This window comes from Paenibacillus sp. 4624, assembly GCF_050435065.1.
Taxonomy (GTDB): domain Bacteria; phylum Bacillota; class Bacilli; order Paenibacillales; family Paenibacillaceae; genus Paenibacillus; species Paenibacillus amylolyticus_D.
In genome coordinates this window covers 58018-76508 of the sequence record NZ_JBNDJR010000003.1, presented here as the reverse complement: position 1 = coordinate 76508, position 18491 = coordinate 58018, and the positions used below count along the sequence as shown (strand labels likewise).

The 18491-nt window shown below is 46.5% G+C and carries 18 protein-coding genes; all 18 read right to left on the bottom strand.

Annotation, left to right across the window (positions count from 1 at the left end; all coding sequences use genetic code 11):
- Nucleotides 1-60: 60 nt before the first annotated feature.
- The 18 genes from ABIE27_RS08090 to mgsA all read right to left on the bottom strand — a co-directional run bounded on the left by ABIE27_RS08090 (nucleotide 61) and on the right by mgsA (nucleotide 18488).
- The gene (locus ABIE27_RS08090; protein ID WP_123066053.1) at nucleotides 61-1266 is read right to left on the bottom strand and encodes an acetate/propionate family kinase; all 1206 of its coding nucleotides are present in this window, start codon (nucleotides 1264-1266) and stop codon (nucleotides 61-63) included.
- Entirely contained in the window at nucleotides 1263-2135 is an 873-nt protein-coding gene (locus ABIE27_RS08085; RefSeq protein ID WP_429350287.1) for a 3-hydroxyacyl-CoA dehydrogenase family protein, read from the bottom strand. Before ABIE27_RS08085 ends, ABIE27_RS08090 begins: the two co-directional genes overlap by 4 nt.
- 133 nt (nucleotides 2136-2268) lie before the next feature.
- Nucleotides 2269-3771, bottom strand: a complete 1503-nt coding sequence (locus ABIE27_RS08080; protein WP_429350286.1) for an AAA family ATPase — start codon at nucleotides 3769-3771, stop codon at nucleotides 2269-2271.
- Nucleotides 3764-4291, bottom strand: a complete 528-nt coding sequence (locus tag ABIE27_RS08075; protein ID WP_123066050.1) for a hypothetical protein — start codon at nucleotides 4289-4291, stop codon at nucleotides 3764-3766. The genes ABIE27_RS08080 and ABIE27_RS08075 overlap by 8 nt, the downstream gene beginning before the upstream one ends.
- 326 nt (nucleotides 4292-4617) lie before the next feature.
- On the bottom strand, nucleotides 4618-5148 hold the full coding sequence (locus ABIE27_RS08070; RefSeq protein WP_429350285.1) for a DUF5590 domain-containing protein: 531 nt from the start codon (nucleotides 5146-5148) through the stop codon (nucleotides 4618-4620).
- Between the two features lie 44 nt (nucleotides 5149-5192).
- Nucleotides 5193-6500 carry an amidohydrolase gene (locus ABIE27_RS08065; RefSeq protein WP_429350284.1) on the bottom strand — a complete coding sequence of 436 codons (1308 nt, stop codon included), beginning with the start codon at nucleotides 6498-6500 and terminating at the stop codon, nucleotides 5193-5195.
- Nucleotides 6484-7140: a redox-sensing transcriptional repressor Rex gene (locus ABIE27_RS08060; RefSeq protein ID WP_123066047.1), complete on the bottom strand. Its 657-nt coding sequence runs from the start codon at nucleotides 7138-7140 to the stop codon at nucleotides 6484-6486. The genes ABIE27_RS08065 and ABIE27_RS08060 overlap by 17 nt, the downstream gene beginning before the upstream one ends.
- A gap of 218 nt (nucleotides 7141-7358) precedes the next feature.
- On the bottom strand, nucleotides 7359-10220 hold the full coding sequence (gene dinG / locus ABIE27_RS08055; protein ID WP_429350283.1) for an ATP-dependent DNA helicase DinG: 2862 nt from the start codon (nucleotides 10218-10220) through the stop codon (nucleotides 7359-7361).
- Between the two features lie 143 nt (nucleotides 10221-10363).
- Nucleotides 10364-10537 (bottom strand): hypothetical protein, encoded by a 174-nt coding sequence (locus ABIE27_RS08050; protein ID WP_429350282.1) that lies wholly within the window; start codon nucleotides 10535-10537, stop codon nucleotides 10364-10366.
- The gene (locus ABIE27_RS08045; protein WP_240037071.1) at nucleotides 10530-11150 is read right to left on the bottom strand and encodes a tetratricopeptide repeat protein; all 621 of its coding nucleotides are present in this window, start codon (nucleotides 11148-11150) and stop codon (nucleotides 10530-10532) included. The genes ABIE27_RS08050 and ABIE27_RS08045 overlap by 8 nt, the downstream gene beginning before the upstream one ends.
- Nucleotides 11151-11266: 116 nt before the next feature.
- Nucleotides 11267-11650 carry an aspartate 1-decarboxylase gene (gene panD, locus ABIE27_RS08040; protein WP_123066044.1) on the bottom strand — a complete coding sequence of 128 codons (384 nt, stop codon included), beginning with the start codon at nucleotides 11648-11650 and terminating at the stop codon, nucleotides 11267-11269.
- Nucleotides 11643-12545, bottom strand: coding sequence for a pantoate--beta-alanine ligase (gene panC / locus ABIE27_RS08035; RefSeq protein WP_429350281.1), 903 nt, complete (start codon nucleotides 12543-12545; stop codon nucleotides 11643-11645). The genes panD and panC overlap by 8 nt, the downstream gene beginning before the upstream one ends.
- On the bottom strand, nucleotides 12545-13417 hold the full coding sequence (gene panB / locus ABIE27_RS08030; RefSeq protein ID WP_429350280.1) for a 3-methyl-2-oxobutanoate hydroxymethyltransferase: 873 nt from the start codon (nucleotides 13415-13417) through the stop codon (nucleotides 12545-12547). The genes panC and panB overlap by 1 nt, the downstream gene beginning before the upstream one ends.
- 352 nt (nucleotides 13418-13769) lie before the next feature.
- The gene (locus ABIE27_RS08025; RefSeq protein ID WP_429350279.1) at nucleotides 13770-14747 is read right to left on the bottom strand and encodes a biotin--[acetyl-CoA-carboxylase] ligase; all 978 of its coding nucleotides are present in this window, start codon (nucleotides 14745-14747) and stop codon (nucleotides 13770-13772) included.
- Nucleotides 14734-16002, bottom strand: a complete 1269-nt coding sequence (locus ABIE27_RS08020; protein ID WP_429350278.1) for a CCA tRNA nucleotidyltransferase — start codon at nucleotides 16000-16002, stop codon at nucleotides 14734-14736. Before ABIE27_RS08020 ends, ABIE27_RS08025 begins: the two co-directional genes overlap by 14 nt.
- A 71-nt stretch (nucleotides 16003-16073) precedes the next feature.
- A complete protein-coding gene (bshA, locus tag ABIE27_RS08015; RefSeq protein ID WP_123066039.1) occupies nucleotides 16074-17234 on the bottom strand; it encodes an N-acetyl-alpha-D-glucosaminyl L-malate synthase BshA in 1161 nt (386 codons plus the stop codon).
- 127 nt (nucleotides 17235-17361) lie between these two features.
- Nucleotides 17362-18051 carry a bacillithiol biosynthesis deacetylase BshB1 gene (gene bshB1, locus ABIE27_RS08010; protein WP_123066038.1) on the bottom strand — a complete coding sequence of 230 codons (690 nt, stop codon included), beginning with the start codon at nucleotides 18049-18051 and terminating at the stop codon, nucleotides 17362-17364.
- The gene (gene mgsA, locus ABIE27_RS08005; protein ID WP_090917168.1) at nucleotides 18048-18488 is read right to left on the bottom strand and encodes a methylglyoxal synthase; all 441 of its coding nucleotides are present in this window, start codon (nucleotides 18486-18488) and stop codon (nucleotides 18048-18050) included. The genes bshB1 and mgsA overlap by 4 nt, the downstream gene beginning before the upstream one ends.
- Nucleotides 18489-18491: the final 3 nt, after the last annotated feature.

Genomic DNA, 18491 nt, shown 5'->3' with positions numbered 1-18491 from the left:
GACAGGTTCGCACCTGTCCTCTGCACTTCATTGTCATCCTGTATTTACTTTACAGTTAGATTACTTAGAATTCAATACGATTCGGTGTGTATCTCGTGCGATGACCAATTCTTCGTTCGTAGGTACGACGAGAACGTCCACTTTTGAATTTTCAGTTGTAATACGGCGTGGTTCACCGGAACGGATCGCATTTAATGCTTCATCCAGCTCAACACCAAGGTATGTCAATTGCTCACATACTTTCTGACGAAGAACAACGGAGTTTTCACCTACACCGGCTGTAAATACGATCACATCTACACCGTTCATTGCCGCAGCATAAGAACCGATGTATTTACGCAAACGATATTCATACATTTCAAATGCCAGCGTTGAATTCGGCTCGCCTTTTTCCATGCCTTCTGTAATTTCACGCATATCACTGCTGATCCCGGAAATCGCCAGAAGTCCACTGTGTTTGTTTAACATGGAGCTTACTTCGCTTACGCTAAGTTCTTCCTTGTTCATCACATAAGGCACAATCGCTGGATCGAGGTCACCACTGCGAGTTCCCATCATCAAACCTTCGAGTGGAGTCATGCCCATCGATGTATCCACAGATACGCCGCCTTTAACTGCCGTCACACTGCCGCCGTTACCTACGTGACAAGTGATGATTTTCAAGTCTTCCAACGGACGACCAAGATACTCGGCCGCCGCTTTGCTCACGTAATCATGGGAGGTACCATGCGCGCCGTACCGACGTACTTTGTATTTTTTGTAAAGTACACGTGGAATAGCATATAGATAAGCATGTTCAGGCATCGTTTGGTGGAACGCTGTATCAAACACCATTACCTGAGGCACACCTGGCATATTCAATTCAGCCGCACGGATACCCATCATTGCTGCCGGGTTATGAAGCGGAGCTAGGTCGAACAATCGACGAATTTCCGCTTTTGCAGCATCGTCAACAAGCGAAGATTCTTTAAACGCTTCACCGCCGTGTACTACACGGTGACCTACAGCCTGAATTTCACTAACAGAAGCAACCACGCCGTGTTCCTTGTGTGTCAACAAATCAATGACTTTACGAATTGCAGTCGTATGTTCCAGAATCTCACTAACTTCCGTAACTTCCTCACGGCCAGTCGGTTTATGTGTCAGAATGGAAGAATCCATCCCGATTCGCTCTACCAGACCTTTCGCAAGTACCGATTCATCTTCCATATTATACAATTGATATTTGAGCGAGGAACTCCCCGCATTAATTACGAGTATATTCACAGACGGTCACCATCCTTGTCGTACTTGAAGAATCCTTCTCCTGTTTTTACGCCCAGATGACCTGCACGCACCATTTTCTTCAGGACAATCGAAGGACGATATTTCAGTTCTCCGAATTCACGGAACATTCTTTCAAGAGCTGCTTCAACGGAATCAAGTCCGAAACGGTCAGCCATTTCAAGCGGTCCATGCTGGAAGTTATAACCGATACGCATTGCGTCATCGATATCTTCAGCTGAAGCTACACCTTCTTGCAGAACGTGAAGTGCTTCGTTGATCAGCAAGCAGATCAGACGGGAGGTTACAAATCCAGGGGATTCGTAGATCATAACGCCTTTTTTGTCTACGACTTCTTCAACAAAGCGGCGAGTTTCTTCGAATGTAGTATCGGATGTTTTCAAACCACGAATAATCTCAACAAGATCAACCCGGGATACCGGGTGAATAAAGTGCATACCAATAACACGCTCTGGGTACTTGGTCGAGCTTGCAAGCTCGGTCAAACTCAGCGTGGACGTGTTACTTGCCAAAATAACATTGCTTGGACATACCTGATCCAATTGATTAAAGACTGCTTTTTTAGCTTCCAGATCTTCCGAGATCGTTTCAATAACCATATCGCAAGAGCCCAGTTCAGCCAAATGCGCTACTTTCGTAATGCGGGAGAGGATCAATTTCTTCTCCGCTTTGGTAATCGCCCATTTCTCGAGCTGTTTATCCAAATTTGTTTCAATCATGTCATATGCATGATCAAGCTTTTTATTCGTATGCTCCACCAGAAGCACATCAAGTCCTTTGGCTGCGAGCATCTGGGAAATTCCCTGCCCCATCGTACCGCCGCCGACAACTCCTATTTTTTTGAAAAACATGGTTCTGCTCCATCCTTTCGGTTCTCTATTTCTCTATTGTACCCTGTTCGCCGAAAATTACAAATTTCGACCCAACAACTAATAATATCTTAGCACGACTGAAATGTAAAAAAAAATAACCAGCATAAAGAAATTATGCTGGTAAACGTGCACTGTCACGAAATTGACAACGAAATTGTTCTCCTGACAAAACTTCCTCACGCATCAGAATGTCGAGTGAATTGTCGAAAATTGACCGTTGCTCTTCAAGCCGGCGTTTCGTCTGCTCCATCAGTTCCTGAAGAATGACTTTATTTTCTCTCATCAGCTCTTCAGTCGTGACCATATCCATATTTACAATCCCGAGGGAAGTCAAACCAGAAGCCATCATCGTCTGTACGACATTCGTCGCCTGTTCAAAGTCATTGCGTGAACCTGTGGAACGACCACCATAGTACATCTCTTCCGCGGCTGCACCACCTAGGGCAATCATGATCTGTTCCTCCAGGAATCGTTTGGTATACAGAAACTGCTCCTGCTGCGGGTTATGACGCACATATCCAAGTGCCTGTCCACGCGGACTAAGGGCTACCTGGCTTACACTTCCAGGGCGCACAAGCTCTGCCATAATAGCATGTCCCAGTTCATGGATGGCCACTCTTTTCTTTTCTTCCACGCTCGACTCGCGATCCGTTTTCTCACCCATCATCACTTTGTCTATCGCAAGCGATAAATGACGCTGTTCGATGGTCAGTATTCCCTCACGCATCGCATAGATCGCTGCTTCATTCATGACACTTTCAAGCTGTGCACCTGAGAAACCGTAAGACTCTTCTGCCGTTTTTTCCAGATTCACGTCCTGTGTAAGCGGTTTGTTCACCGCGTGTAGTTCCAGAATGTGTTTTCTACCTTTTTTATCTGGTAAATCCACCTGAATATGACGGTCAAAACGCCCTGGTCGTGTCAGTGCACTATCGAGCATCTCTTTACGGTTGGTAGCTGCAATCAGCAATATTCTAGGTGTATCAGAAGTATAGATACCATCCATCTCCGTCAGCAACTGGTTTAAGGTCTGATCATACTCTCGCTGCTGTCCGCCTTCACGTTTACCACCAATCACATCAATCTCATCGATAAAAATGATAGCATTCTCCTTGTTTTCCTTGGCAGCCCGTGTTCTGGCATCCTTAAACAAATCCCGGATTCTGCTGGCACCTACACCTACATACATTTCGACAAACTCACTGCCTGATGCAGCGACGAAAACCGAATCGGTGTAGTGAGCTGCTGCTTTCGCCATCAACGTTTTCCCTGTTCCCGGGGGGCCCGTCAGCAAAATGCCTTTCATTGGCCTTATCCCAAACTTCTGAATTTCTTCATGACGGATTAGAAAGTCAAGCGCTTCTCTTAATTCCTGCTTGGCACTGTCCTGACCTCCAATTTCTTCAAACGTCAGTTTTGAAGGTCCTTTTTTCTTCCGTTTACGTTCTTGTCCAGCACCTACCGTTATTCCACCGCGCATCTGCATCATGAATAACAACCCGCCAACCAGCAATGCAGCGATCAGAATCGGAACAATATTCACACCGATAAAAGCAAGAAAAATGATAACAACTGGGACAAATCCTATGGCAATTTCTTTTGTCCATTTAGGCATTAGGCCACACTCCTATCTGACCGGGTACACGCGGCAGTATAATGAACTTGCTGGCTTCTCCGTCTCGCAGACTCACATAAACATTGTTGTCATCCATCGCCGTATTGACTTGAATTCCTCCTGTGGCCATCTTGGACAACGTCGGAGTAATCTCGGCGTATTGTTTGTTCTCCATCGCCTGAGCTACGGTAAACATGGCATCTCCCCACCAGTTTTCAAGAGCCTCATTGGAGTGGTCTACAACATCCAGTTTCAGCGCACGGGAGCCGATCAGGTTCTGTCCTTCTCTATGAATATATTGCACCAGTCTACCTAAATCTACATTCGGCTTTAAATCAAGTTTCATTTGTACATCGTTACGGTTAATAGTTAACTGAACACTATTAACACCATCGTACTGAGTAACCATCTTTTCAATTGGGCTCTGTACGGCTACTTGACGATATATGAACCAACCTCCAAACAATAGGACGGCAGAAACAACGGCAGTTAGAACAATAGGCAATACTTTCAGCTTCAAATGAATTACCCTCCCAAAATGAGCCCGTCCTTAATCTACAGGCTTATATATTTAGCTGTACAAGATGGTCTGCAACGTTTATTGCAGATTTGTTTGCGTTTTTCGTTAACTTCAGTACATATCTGAGTATATCACATCGTATATACAATTTCGAAGGCGAAAATATGAATAAAATAATAATTTTAACTATTTTAATTTCATTCGATGGTTGGAATGCGAAAAAACCGGTTCAGTCGGTATCCCGTCTGCCGGTTTTTTTGCTTATTATTATGTTGAAACGAATTTGAATTGACCGTTCTATTGATCATACCAGAGTGATGACGAGGTTAGCTGTTCGGTAACGTATATACCAAATCTACCTGCTCTCCATTGCTAAATCGGTAGAAACGATAATAGTTATGCGTGTCATCGTTATAATACACTTGCCACACGTATATATTGTTCACAACACCAGGCATGATGCGTTTGATCTCACCGTCTGGCACGTCAGAGCTGAAACGATTGCGAATCTGCGTTTCGGACATGCCATTCTGCAATAACTCACTATGCACACCTGCAGCGCCTTGGACAGGCTGATTGTTATTATCAAACTTGACCCAGACCATGATGTCCTGATTATCTTTGTTTTTGGCTGTCATCGTCCAGTAGATGTTGTCAGCGCCACTCTTTTCGCCCCACACGTACTTTCGAAGTTCATCAGGTGACGTAATTCCCAACTGATTCTGTGCAGCCTCAATCGCCAATGCTTCTTCCTTACGCTGATCTTGCGTGACGTAGACGTAGTACCGCTGAAGTCCAAACAAGACCAGAACGAGTATGAGCAGCGATATCCATATCCACTTCTTTTTTTTCTTCAAGAGTTGAACTTCCTTTCCCTAAAAATGCGCATTGAAGTCGCCTCTTAACGCGCAAGCAATTGATCAAAGGCTAACTGGGATTCCCGCAAAATGCGCTCTTCATCCAATGTCAGACATTCACCATGCTTAACGACTTGTTTTCCATCTACCCACACATGTTCAACATCTTTCGCCGAAGCCGAGTAGATGGCATGGGATATCAAATCCGTGTGCGGATAGAAGTGAGCTTGTTCAATATTCAGCGCAATAAAATCAGCCTTCTTGCCAACTTGCAATGCACCGGTATCGTTCAGGAAGACGGACTTCGCGCCGTAAGCTGTTCCAAGCAGCAGCGCTTCACCAGCAGGTACAGCGGTTGGGTCACCGGATACGCCTTTATGGATCAAAGCTGCAAGTCTCATTTCCTCAAACATATCCAGATTGTTATTGCTTGCCGGTCCGTCTGTTCCCAGCGATACAGTTACACCTGCTTTTAACAAGGCAGGAACACGGGCAACACCCGATGCGAGCTTCAAATTACTGCCTGGATTATGAGATACAGCCACATCATGACGCGCCAAAATCTCAATCTCTTCATCGTTCAGATGCACCGCATGTGCTACAAGTGAAGGACGTGAGAAGAAGCCGTGCTTCTCCAAATGGGCCACTGGACGTAAGCCGTAATCTGTTACATTCTGCTCCACTTCACGCAATGTCTCTGACATGTGGGTGTGAAGAGGCAGGTTTAAATCATGCGCAACCTGAACAAGTTTCTCTATGTAATCTGGAGGGCATGTGTAAGGTGCGTGCGGAGAGATTACGGTTGTGATGCGTCCATCCGCCTGTCCATTCCATTCACGCGCAAATGCAGCGGACTCTTCGAGCTTTCGCATCTGCTCTTCTTCAGAGCACAGTCCAATGACACCACGAGCCAGCGCAGCTCTAGCCCCTGACTGTTCAACCACTTTTGCCACCTGATCCATGTGGTCATACATGTCCAGGAAAGCTGTTGTTCCGCCTTTTAACATCTCAAGCACCGAAAGGGATGCTCCCCAATACACGTCCTCAGAAGTCATTTTGGCTTCCATTGGCCACATTTTTTCTTGTAGCCACACTTGCAGTGCCAGATCATCACCATGACCCCGAAGCAGAGACATCGCTGCATGACCATGCGTATTGATCAGACCCGGCAGGAAGAGCATACCTTTTCCATCCACTTTAGGCAGGTTCTCGTCACCATCCGGCAGCGTCTCACCAATATGAACAATCTTATCATTCTCAACGACCATATATCCTTGAACCACAGTCCAATCTGCACCTTCGTTTACAGCAAATTTACCATGGTGGATTACCCATTTATTCGTTGTTGTCATCAAGCTCATCTTCCTTCCCATTCTCCAAATAATAAGCCAAACTGAGCAAATCCGTTGTAAAGTCTGCATGATGAATGCGAACATGTGAAGGCGTCTTTAGAATCGTTGGCGCAAAATTCAGAATCGCCTCAATGCCCGATTCAATCAGTTGATCGGCAACGTTCTGAGCTTCGGTGTCCGGCACCGTGATGATACCGATACGAATGTTGTCTTTCTGAACCGCTTCGGTAAGTTCTTCCATCGGTTGTACGGTCAGGCTATTAATTTTACTGCCGATCTTCGGCCCAAAGGCATCAAAAATAGCGACAATTTTCATATTGTCCTTCAAATAAGCATTATAATTCGATAAAGCATGTCCGAGATTACCGGCTCCCACCAGAGCCACATTAATTTGCTGATCGATTTTCAAAATGTGCCGAATCTTTTCAATCAGGTAAGACACATCATACCCGATTCCTTTACGACCAAAATCACCGAAATACGCTAAATCTTTACGAATTTGAGCTGGATTCAGATCCAGTCGCTGTCCCAGTTCCTGCGAGGAAACCGTTGTCACCTCACGTTGAACCAACTCGTTTAAATAACGCAAATATACAGGCAGACGCCGTACTACCGCTTCTGATATTTTATCCGATTTCATCCTTGCTCCCCCTTACCATCGCCACGATTAAATAAATATTGAAAAGATGAGCATTCTGTATACATGCAAGATCCTTGCATCATGTCCTCATACAGAATGCCCGAATTAATAGGAATATAAGTTCATATAAGCGCTGCCCTGTTCTAACTTTGTGAAGTCTTTTCCAAAGTTTAACGCCATGTTGAAGTACAATGCAATGTTATAGCCGTACATCGTAATTATTTTTGATTTTCCGCAGGTCGATCCAACCATTCAGCAATACGGGGAACCATCTGTTCTGTGAGCATATGCTCCATCTTTGGTCCCGGTAACGAATACAGGAAGTACTTGCCGTAATAAGCTTCAATCACTCGTGTATCATACACAATGACGATCCCGCGATCTTTGCCCGTCCGAACGAGTCGGCCGAACCCCTGCTTAAAGCGAATGACTGCCTGCGGCACAGACAGCTTCATAAATGGATTTTTCTTTTGCTCTTGCAACAGTTCACTCTTCGCTTCCAGAAGCGGATGGTTAGGGGGCTGGAAAGGCAGTCTTACAATCGCAAGACAGGTCAGCGCTTCACCTGGAATATCTACGCCTTCCCAGAAACTGCTCGTACCCAGCAGGACTGCTGCTTTGGCATCCTGGAAGCGTCGGGTCAGCTTCGAACGATTCCCGCTGTCAACACCCTGCCCCAGCAGCGAGATGTCATTCCCGGACAAAGCTTCTTTCAGCGGCTCGTAGACTTGTCGAAGCATTTTGTAAGAGGTAAACAGTACCATCATACGTCCTTGGGTTGCTATCGCCGTCTGGGCAAGAGAATGCACCAGCATCTGTACAAAGTGTGCGTCACCTACACTCCCCTTCAAACTCGGGAAATCCCGCGGAATAACTAACAAAGCTTGTTCCCGATAATTAAATGGAGAAGGCAGCATAGAAGTTAGAAGCCGATTATTGTCGGCAGCTTCCTGCAGGCCCAGCTGCTCAATCATGAACTGGAATGACTTATCCACCGATAACGTAGCCGATGTAAGTACAACGCTTTTCTTTTTATCGAAAAACATCTCTTTCAATTGCGCACTCACATCCACCGGAACAGCGTATAACTGGAGTGACTTACTACGGAACTGTCCGCTGGCCTCCATCCAGTACACGGTCTTGGCATCATCCATACGCATGAAAAATCTTAAATTTTCCTTCATCGTTGTCAGATCTTTCAAAAGCCCGGTGATATCTGTAATCAGACTGTCGGACTGGTAATCATCCTGATCTTCTTTTACTTCGAGCAGTAGTTTGTCACCCTTGCGCACCAAATCACCTAATGTCACATAGATCTGGTTCTCCAAATCCTGCAACTCTTGCCACTTGGCAGGCTTCTGGGACGCTTTAAGCCGTAATGAGAACTGTCCAGTCTCCCCTGGAGAAGCATCACTCCGTTCAGGCAGAAGACCAAACAAAGCATCGCTTAGACGATCCCACATTTCCTTCACTTCAACGGCGAGGGGAAACATCTGATCCACCATCGAACCCCACTGTACACCGTTTTCGTGCCCTGACAATTGAGAGCGAAGCATCGGAAGCTGACCATTACGACTATCTTTAAACAAACGGGTCAGTGTGTGTACAAGCGTAAAATACTTCATGTGAAGCCCCAAATGTTTACCCGCTACATCTTCAAGATGATGCGCCTCATCAATGACCAGGCTTTCGTAAGCTGGCAACAGCTGATGAGCAGCTTTCACGTCTGTAAATAGCTTCGAGTGATTGGTGATCACGATGTCAGAAAGTCCTGCCTCATGTTTCGCACGATGATAGAAGCACTTGCGGAACCACGGACAGGATCTACCGAGACAAGACTCGGACTCGCTCTGCACCGTTTCCCAGAAATCTCCTCCGCGTGCACTGAGGTTCAATTCTTCATCGTCACCCGTTTCGGTTTGGGTAAGCCACACAATCATTTGTGCTGCCGTGAAGTAGTCCTCTTTCGGAGTAGCAAACTCACGTTTGTTGATTTTGTGTTCGAATTTGCGTAGACAGAGATAGTGGCCTCTCCCCTTGAACACGGAAGCTTTGAATGGAAAAGGCACCACCTGCGTCAGCATCGGAATATCCCGTTCACGCAGTTGTTCTTGCAAGTTAATGGTGTGAGTGCTTACCATCACCTTCTGCTCTTGTTTTACACTTTCATAAATAGCAGGCAACAAGTATCCCAGGGATTTCCCTGTTCCCGTTCCGGCTTCCAGCAGAAGATGTTTCTCTTCGTCCAGCGCCTGCCGTACACTGCCAAACATCTGTGTCTGTGCTTCACGCTCTTCATAATGATCCAGTGTCTCTTTCAGGTTCGCTCTCACCTGATCCAAGAACTGATCAAAGGTCACGCCCTCCAGAGGGTTCGCTTCTCTTTCATCACGAGGCGCTCCAATTTCCGTCCAGTCACTGACGTTAAGTGCCAGCTGACGGTAATACGTATGACCATCCAGGTCTTGAATCGGTTCTGCTTCCTTCTCCGCACGTAGTCCGTCGAAAAACCAGCCCAGATCACTGTCCTCTGGTGCAAACAGATCGCTAAGACGCTGAATTGTAATTAATGGCAGCTCCCTAAGTTCATCGAGACATTTAAGCAGAACATGAGCTGTTGCGAGTGCATCACTGTCGGCCTGATGGGGCCGGTCATGTTCAAATCCAAATTCGGCTGATACATAACCAAGCTGGTATGAACCCAGCGACGGAAATGTAATTTTCAAAAAATCAATCGTATCCAGAATTCGACCTGTAAACGGTAAATATCCACATCGATCAAGCGCATTCTGTAAAAAATAAAAATCAAATGCAACGTTATGGCCCACCAAAACCACATCGTCAAGAAGCGGTACCATCTCCATCATCATCTCTTCAAGAGATGGAGCATCCGCGACATCTTCTTCTGTAATTCCGGTTAACCCTGTAATAAATGGTGGAATGGGAACACCCGGATTTACATAAGAACTATATATTTGAGTTATGCTGAAGTCATGGTCTATAATGGCAAGTCCGGCCTGTATGATCTCACCGTCGGACTGCGTGCCGGTTGTTTCGAAATCCAAAACGGCAAATTTCATTGCAATATACGATCCCTTCCATTCCAGTCTATGTTACAGCATAGCAAAAAAAAGGACATTTGAAAATTAACTGACAAAAAAGCGGTGTTTCCACCGCTATGCCAAAGGAGGAAACACCGTTCTTTTGTTGCCAAATGTTCTTTTCAATTCAGGGCAGTCAGGGCGTGTCTTGAAGCCGACTGAAATGCATCATTTACCGCCTTTTCGCCCCCTGCTGCGTCACTTTCCCCTTGGCGTGCCGCGGCACGCCTGCGGTAAACTTCCTGCCTTGGAACGAAAATTCGGCAAAATTGGCTTCCTTCAGTGTTTTCAAACACACCCTAGCTGGTTTGCATATTGCAGTTTACCTCTGTTCAGTCTGCAAACTTCCATGTTATACAGAGGTTCGGTCAACGTCGGGTCATACTGAAGGGCCTGGGCAAACAGGGAGCATGCTGCTTCTGGATTGGAAAGCTTCGCCTGAATACAGCCCAGCGCGTTACATACAAGGCCTTTGAGTCTTGCCGATCCCTTAAGTAGCATAATTTGTTGTAAATGGGTTTCAGACTCATAAATCTGCTCCAGGCTTAAGTGTGCGAGTGCCAGATAAAAACGGGTTAAGGCACTATCCGGGTAATCGTTCACCACCCGTAAGAATTGATCAATAGCCTGCGGGTACATCTGCAACTTAAAATATCCTTGGCCCCGGCTGAAGCATTCCAGATGAAGTTCAGGCAAAGCTGTCACTGCTTCCTGCTCCGGCTCAAGAGAAGCTGGTTTGTCCAGCTCTCTTTCCCGAATCTGACTCATCTTTTCTTCAAACATCAGCCATTCATCCAGCATCCCGTCACTCATTCGTTTGAGCAAATTCCATTTCTGTAATAACTCCTGTTTGTCCAGACCTTCAGCGGAAGGATAGCTCTTGATAATTTCATCTAACATGTCGTTCATTTCGGCGAAAACATGCTGGAACATCGATGCATCCCCACCCTTGGAAAATGAATTAGTGCAGTGACCTGTACTCATTTTTTGCTGGATGGGCTGATTTCATTCTCCTTCCCAGCCGATTACAAGATCGTGGCGTGAACCTCTTTCTTCATCGTCTGAACCGGTTTGTTCTGACCGTCCACAAACACCACGGTAGGTTTATGCGTGTTCGCTTCTTCCTGAGACATCATGGCATAAGAAATGATAATGACTGTATCTCCAGGCTGTACAAGACGAGCGGCGGCACCATTCAGACAAATGACGCCACTGCCCCTAGGCCCAGGAATAACGTAGGTTTCAAGCCTTGCTCCGTTGTTGTTGTTCACAATTTGCACTTTTTCGTTTTCCATTAAATCCGAAGTTTCCATAAGATCTTCATCAATGGTAATGCTGCCCACATAATTCAAGTTGGCTTCCGTTACCGTAGCACGGTGAATCTTGGATTTCATTAGAGTTCTAAACATGGGACAGCACCTCCATTTTTTGAATACGTATATTATCAATCAATCTTGTTTTCCCAAATTTCACAGCCAGTGCAATCAGCAGATCATCATACGCCTTCAATTCCTCTTGGTCTGCAAGAGGCTCCAGACTTGGAAAAGCCTGAATCTCGGCATAATCAATGACAGCATGCGCAGATTTGCCAATATGTTCACGAAGCAGACGGCGAATGTCCTCCGCTGTAACAGTTGTCCCGACTTGAACCGATTCCTGTGCGGCACGGAGTGCCTGAGACAGGACCAAAGCTTCCTGACGCAGCTCTGTGCTCAAATAGACATTACGGGAGCTGAGCGCCAAACCGTCCTGCTCACGAACGATCGGACAAGGGATAATGTCCACTGGCATATTCAGATCATGTACCATTTGTTCAATAACGGCCACCTGCTGGGCATCCTTCATACCAAAAAAAGCTTTTTGCGGTTGCACGATGTTAAACAGCTTCGAAACTACGGTAGTTACCCCGTTAAAATGCTCTGGCCGAGATGCCCCGCATAAGCGCTCTGTAATCCCGGATACAGCAATCGTCGTTTGTGTCGGCTGTGGATACATCTCATCCACCGAGGGAATAAATACGATATCTACCCCTTGAGCACGAGCCGTTTCCACGTCACGTTGTTCATCCCGCGGATAACTTTCAAAGTCTTCATTCGGGCCAAACTGGATCGGGTTAACAAAGATGCTTAGAACAACGATGTGGCTCTGTTCTCTCGCTGCTTTCATCAGGCTGGCATGGCCTTGATGAAGGTATCCCATGGTGGGAACCAGTCCAACGATCGTTTCTTCGGAATGGATCGCTTGTTTTTTTCGCATCAGGCTTATTTCCTGTCTTAACTCTGTGATCGTGCGTATGACTTTCATCAGCGAATTTCCACCTTTTCTTTGCGTTGTCCATACAATCCATCCAGCACACCATCTGCTGCACTGAAGACATGCTCTTCAGCCGGGAAGGAGCGATCCTTCACTTCTTTTACATACGTTTCAATACTGCTGCGAATTACACTTCCTACATCACCATAGGTTTTGACAAATCGTTTAGGTGTGTATGGTGAAGCATATTGAACCACATCATGGAAAACGAGCACTTGACCGTCACATCCCCGTCCTGCTCCAATGCCAATGGTCGGGATCGACAGTTCTTTCGAGATTGCTTCGGCCACTTCTTCCGTCACGAGTTCGAGCACGATGCCAAAGGCCCCTGCGGCTTCAAGCGCTTTGGCTTCATCCATCAGACGTTTGGCATCTGTTGCATCCTTGCCTTGAATCCGGTAACCACCGATCTGATTCACCGATTGTGGTGTCAATCCAATATGCCCGAGTACAGGCACACCTGCTTGCACAACAGCCTTGACTGTCTCCGCGATTTCAACGCCGCCTTCCATTTTGACCGCTTGGGCATGACCTTCCTGCATCAATCGACGAACACCTTTCAATGTTTCATCGATGCTGCCGTGATACGTCATAAAAGGCATATCTGCAACGATAAACGTGTGTTCCGCACCACGCACAACCGAACGAGTGTGATAGACCATATCATCAATCGTAACTGGCAAAGTTGAGTTATAACCAAGGACAACATTCCCCAAAGAGTCGCCCACCAAAATCATGTCAATGCCGGCTTCTTCTGCGAGCAGAGCAGTCGGATAGTCATAAGCTGTAATCATACTAAGCGGAATGCCATCCTGCTTGTATTTTTTCATTTTCACGATGTTTAATGCTTGTTTGTTTGCCATTTGTCTTGTGCCCCTCTCACCTTTTCAATTAAACGCAACAAAAAAACCTTTTAGTTTTCCACTAAAAAGTCCCGAAAAGTCAAAAAAGAGTCACTTGCGATCGTCCCTTCTGTCTCGGTCCTCTTCGGCTCAGAGCAGAATCCAACAACACATTGTCCTTATTCCATTATTTCCTTGCTAATGCTGTCCTACTTGCCTGCGTATAACGCATCAAGCAGAACAAAGGTTACTGCTCATCGGAGTGCAGCTCGGTCATTACAGCCCGATACCGCCTCACGAAAACAGTATACCAAAGTTCTGCTCAAAGTTCACGTATTATGTTCGAGATGATCCAAGAAAATTCGACAAAACATCAGCTTTTCCAAGTCACTTCGCCAGATATGATCAGTTCTCGTGCCCCATCCTGCGTCTCAACCACCAGTGCTCCCGAATAGTCCAGCCCTACAGCAGTTCCTTCAATTACACCTTGAGGATTCGTAACAGTAACCTGTCGATTTAACGAAACGGACAATGCTTCCCAGAGTGTAGAAATAACTCCAAATCCCTCTTTTTGATATAAAAAATAAAGATGTTCCATTTCCGTCAAAATAGCGGCTGCCAGCCCCGTCCGATCAATAGCTTGCCCTGTTTCAATCTGAATAGAGGTGGCAATCTGTTGCAAATCTTTCGGGTAGTCCTGGAGATCAAAGTTTACATCCACACCAATACCGGCAATGCAATAGCGAACCTCATGGTCCTCCACCGCAGATTCAAGTAAAATGCCACATATCTTACGGTCATTAATCAACAAGTCATTCGGCCATTTAATGCCAGCCTCTGCACCAGTAAATGCTCGAATCGCTCGACATACAGCTACACCCGTCATAAGGGTAAGCTGGGGCGTATGGTGCAACGGTAATTCGGGGCGTAGCAGCACGCTCATCCAAATCCCTTTTCCCGGAGGAGAGAACCACTTGCGGCCGAAACGCCCCCTTCCCCCCGTCTGTTCTTCTGCGAAGACCACCGCACCCTCACTCTCGCCCTCTTCTGCCAGCTTAAGAACATCCGCCTGTGTAGAAGACGTTGAGGACAGCATGATCGCTTTACGGCCAAATGTCGTAGTCTTCAGTGCGAGTTGGAGAGCTGTCTCATCAATATTTTCCGGCCTGGTGACCAGGCGGTATCCTTTACGGGAAACGGCTTCAAACTCATACCCCATATCCCGTAATTTATTTACATGTTTCCATACCGCGGTTCGGCTGATGGACAGTTGCCGGCTAATCTCCTCGCCCGACACAAACTTTCCGTCAGCATGAAGTAACATATGTAATAAGTCCTCATGCTTGGTCATTCGCAGCCACCCGTTTCACTTCAGCACATAGTGTTTCATACTGATTCATTATATTTCCAATCGCCGTTTCCCTGAGCAGATGTTTCATGAGTTGCCCGAGCCAAGGTCCACCTTTGCGCTCCACTAATTGCAACACCTGTTCACCGGTGATTTCGAGTTCTTTTATTGCGTGGACTGGCATGGATCGACTCCAGTCTGCCGCGAGAGTTTGAACTTTAAGGAGTCGATCATGCGTCTGTTCAGTACCTTTACGCCACTGTGTCGGCAATTGCTCTTGCAACAACAGCCAGTCGTTAGCAGCCTGAGCACCACAATGGAGTACGGACAAAATCCAGTTTTCACGTAGCCCCTTATCATCTTCACACTGCTCCACAAAATCGGACACCAGTTGCTCCATCTGAAGTACACCCGTAATTCGAACACGTTGTTCATTGGAAAATGTCCACAGCCGCAATAACTTGTCTGCTTCTTCCCGGTTATATCCACCAGCCAGCAACACACATGACCATCGAAGCAGCAAATGTTCTCCTGCCAAATGGTGCAAGCCAGTTAACAAATCTTTATTAAACCTGGAAGAATCCACCGGTGCTTTGACATACTCTAGCGCCCGGCTGCGAAATAATAATTCCAATCCCTTGAGCGGATGAGGACCTGCCATCATTTTTACCATCTCGGTACGAACCCGTTCCATAGCAATATGCCGAAGCAGTTCCCGTTGATCAACGAGTCCCTTCCAGGTATTGTACGCAATCCTGAAATTAAAGACGGAAGCGAACCGAACACAACGCAACATACGCAAAGCATCCTCACCAAAACGCTCAACCGCCCGGCCTACACAACGCACAAGCTCTTGCTTAATATCAACTTGTCCGCCAAAAGGGTCAACTATAGCTCCCTTCACATCCATTGCAAGAGCATTCATGGTGAAATCCCGCCGCTCTAAATCTTCCTTGATATCCTTAACAAACTGCACTGCTGCAGGTCTGCGATTATCCTGATATTCCGACTCCGTCCGAAAGGTCGTCACTTCAAAGTAATAGCCGCCAGAGCGAACCGTCACAGTCCCGTGCTGTAATCCTGTAGGAATACAATCATCAAAGAGAGCCATAACTTGCTCGGGAGAAGCAGAGGTCGTAATATCCATGTCGTCCACGGCACGCCCCAGCATTTCATCCCGAACACACCCGCCAACCCAATAGGCCTCAAAACCCTGTTCATTTAATCGAGTGAGGACATTCTCACTTTGTTTTGCCATTTCATCATTTGCTTGTGTCCATTGAACCACCACATATCACCTCTTCTCTTGCCTGCTGTGGTTCCCCATGCTTAACCGCAAATGGGATTGAGACTGGGGATTTCTCTTCCAAGCACACGGTAATATATCTTTTCATATTCCTGCCGAATGGAATCATTGCAGAAATCATGATGTGCACGATGAAGGCAAGCCTCCCGGATATCCGCAGCCAAACGCTCATTCGTCAGAAGACGAATCGCATTCTCAGCCATAGATTTGGTATCCCCAATCGGAGAGAGGAATCCTGTTTTCCCATGCAAAACAAGTTCTGGAATACCGCCAGCCTCCGAACCAATCGTAGGCACGCCACATGCCATCGCTTCAAGTGCTACCAGACCAAAGCTCTCTTTCTCGGACGGAAGCATTAAAATGTCGGCCATCGATATCACCTGAGCGACATCATCCTGTCTACCCAGGAAATGAACCTTTTCACTCAAGCCGAGTTCTTTAATTTTACACTGAATTTTGGGCAAGTCCGGGCCTTCACCCACAAACAACAATTTCGCAGGAACCTGCTCCTGAACTTGACGGAATACTTCCACTACGTCTTGTGTTCGCTTGACTGGACGGAAGTTCGAGATATGCATCAATATTTTTTCATGAGGGGCAGCAAAATCACGGCGCAGACTCGCTGCATCTCTTGGATAATAGACACGTTTATCTATAAAATTATAGGTCAGATCAATTGGGCGCTGAATATCCAGCAGTTCAACCGTTTCGCGAATCAAATCCTGAGAAACAGCTGTTACCGCATCACTCTCATTGATCGCAAGACGGATCAGATCTTTCAACGATTCATCCTGAGCCAGTACCGTGATATCCGTTCCGTGCAAGGTTGTAACCACTTTGAGGTTGTCTCCAACCATCTGTTTGGCTAGAAATGCGCATACAGCATGCGGTACTGCATAATGAACATGCAGCAAGTCTAGCTGTTGAGCCTTTGCCACCTGAGCCATTTTGGTCGCTAAAGACAGGTCATACGGAGGATACCGAAACACGTAATAATCGTTAACCTCTACTTCATGATAAAAGATATTCTTCTGAAATTTTCCTAATCTGAACGGAATGCTGTTCGCAATAAAATGAACCTGATGTCCCTGTTCGGCCAGCAATTTGCCGAGTTCCGTTGCGACAACCCCGGATCCTCCGAGGGACGGATAACAGGTGATTCCGATTTTTAGCTTTTGATCCATCCGGTTGGACGCTCCTTTGATCTCCCGCATATTGCAGGTTGATATCATGCAACGGAAATTCACTGATGCCATGATTTGTTTAAGTGTATATTCAATGTTCTATCCATATAAACAGAGGTAGAGGCAATTAGACGCCAAACTGTTTCACTATATAAGGTGTTATCGTTGCAAATCCTTCTGCAAACGGGATCAAGCTACGTTGTCCAAGCAAGGAATCACGTGCCCTCACCCGTTCGATATAACCTTGATTCAGCGGTGTAGATACGATGCCTGCACCCTGCTCGAACTGAGATCGATAACAGCGGAGTGAGGCTTCCTTTTGTTCATAGTGTTCCGTAATATCTACAATCAAATCCGTAGGGCCGATATCGTTGATAAAATAAAAGTAAGTTTCCTTCACTTGTACAGCCGGCATGTCCGGCATATAATTTCGAAGCTTCGCATTAAACACTGCTTCTTGCACCAGTTTACTGCACATAATATGATCGGGATGCCGATCCTCCCAATAAGGTGCAAAAACAATTCGGGGTGCATGTCTGCGAATCTCAGCGGTAATCGCTTGTACATGTTCCGGCGTAATATACAGCCCGCGGTCAGGTAATCCGAGATTTGTTCGACACGAAAGACCGAGGACGCGTGAGGCTTGCTCCGCTTCCTCGGTTCTGCGCTCCACGGTGCCATTGGAGGACATCTCCGCACGAGTCAGGTCACATACACCTACCTTTAACCCGGCAGCCGTATGTTTCGCAATCGTTCCAGCCATGCCAATCTCGGCATCGTCCGCATGTGCACCGAAGATAAGAATATCGAGACTCATTGAGAGTCACCCGTATTCAATCCAGCGTCCGGCTTATACTTATGTACGAGTTCCCTCCAAGCAAAATCGCCACGGTCAAGAGCTTTAACAAGGATCTCGGCTGTTGCAATATTGGTTGCCAGTGGGATACCCTGAACATCGCACAGGCGAAGCAGTGCATTAATGTCCGGCTCGTGGGGTTGCGCCATTAACGGATCGCGAAGGAAAATGATCAGATCCATCTCGTTTTGTGCAACCAACGCTCCAATCTGTTGGTCTCCCCCAAGCGGCCCTGATTCAAAACGATGAATCTGCAGGGATGTCCCTTCCATAATACGAAGACCTGTCGTACCCGTTGAATATAATTGATGGTCTGTAAACACAGGCTCATAAGCGGTAACGAAGTTTACCATTTCTTCTTTTTTACGATCATGGGCAATAAATGCGATTTTTAACATGAC

What these genes read in the sequence shown, in the direction of transcription:
- ABIE27_RS08085 (WP_429350287.1), bottom strand. Translation starts at nt 2,135, where the DNA reads ATGTTTTTCAAAAAAATAGGAGTTGTCGGCGGCGGTACGATGGGGCAG.
- ABIE27_RS08080 (WP_429350286.1), bottom strand. Translation starts at nt 3,771, where the DNA reads ATGCCTAAATGGACAAAAGAAATTGCCATAGGATTTGTCCCAGTTGTT.
- ABIE27_RS08065 (WP_429350284.1), bottom strand. Translation starts at nt 6,500, where the DNA reads ATGACAACAACGAATAAATGGGTAATCCACCATGGTAAATTTGCTGTA.
- ABIE27_RS08060 (WP_123066047.1), bottom strand. Translation starts at nt 7,140, where the DNA reads ATGAAATCGGATAAAATATCAGAAGCGGTAGTACGGCGTCTGCCTGTA.
- dinG (WP_429350283.1), bottom strand. Translation starts at nt 10,220, where the DNA reads ATGAAATTTGCCGTTTTGGATTTCGAAACAACCGGCACGCAGTCCGAC.
- ABIE27_RS08045 (WP_240037071.1), bottom strand. Translation starts at nt 11,150, where the DNA reads ATGAACGACATGTTAGATGAAATTATCAAGAGCTATCCTTCCGCTGAA.
- panD (WP_123066044.1), bottom strand. Translation starts at nt 11,650, where the DNA reads ATGTTTAGAACTCTAATGAAATCCAAGATTCACCGTGCTACGGTAACG.
- panC (WP_429350281.1), bottom strand. Translation starts at nt 12,545, where the DNA reads ATGAAAGTCATACGCACGATCACAGAGTTAAGACAGGAAATAAGCCTG.
- panB (WP_429350280.1), bottom strand. Translation starts at nt 13,417, where the DNA reads ATGGCAAACAAACAAGCATTAAACATCGTGAAAATGAAAAAATACAAG.
- ABIE27_RS08025 (WP_429350279.1), bottom strand. Translation starts at nt 14,747, where the DNA reads ATGACCAAGCATGAGGACTTATTACATATGTTACTTCATGCTGACGGA.
- ABIE27_RS08020 (WP_429350278.1), bottom strand. Translation starts at nt 16,002, where the DNA reads ATGGCAAAACAAAGTGAGAATGTCCTCACTCGATTAAATGAACAGGGT.
- bshA (WP_123066039.1), bottom strand. Translation starts at nt 17,234, where the DNA reads ATGGATCAAAAGCTAAAAATCGGAATCACCTGTTATCCGTCCCTCGGA.
- bshB1 (WP_123066038.1), bottom strand. Translation starts at nt 18,051, where the DNA reads ATGAGTCTCGATATTCTTATCTTCGGTGCACATGCGGACGATGCCGAG.
- mgsA (WP_090917168.1), bottom strand. Translation starts at nt 18,488, where the DNA reads ATGTTAAAAATCGCATTTATTGCCCATGATCGTAAAAAAGAAGAAATG.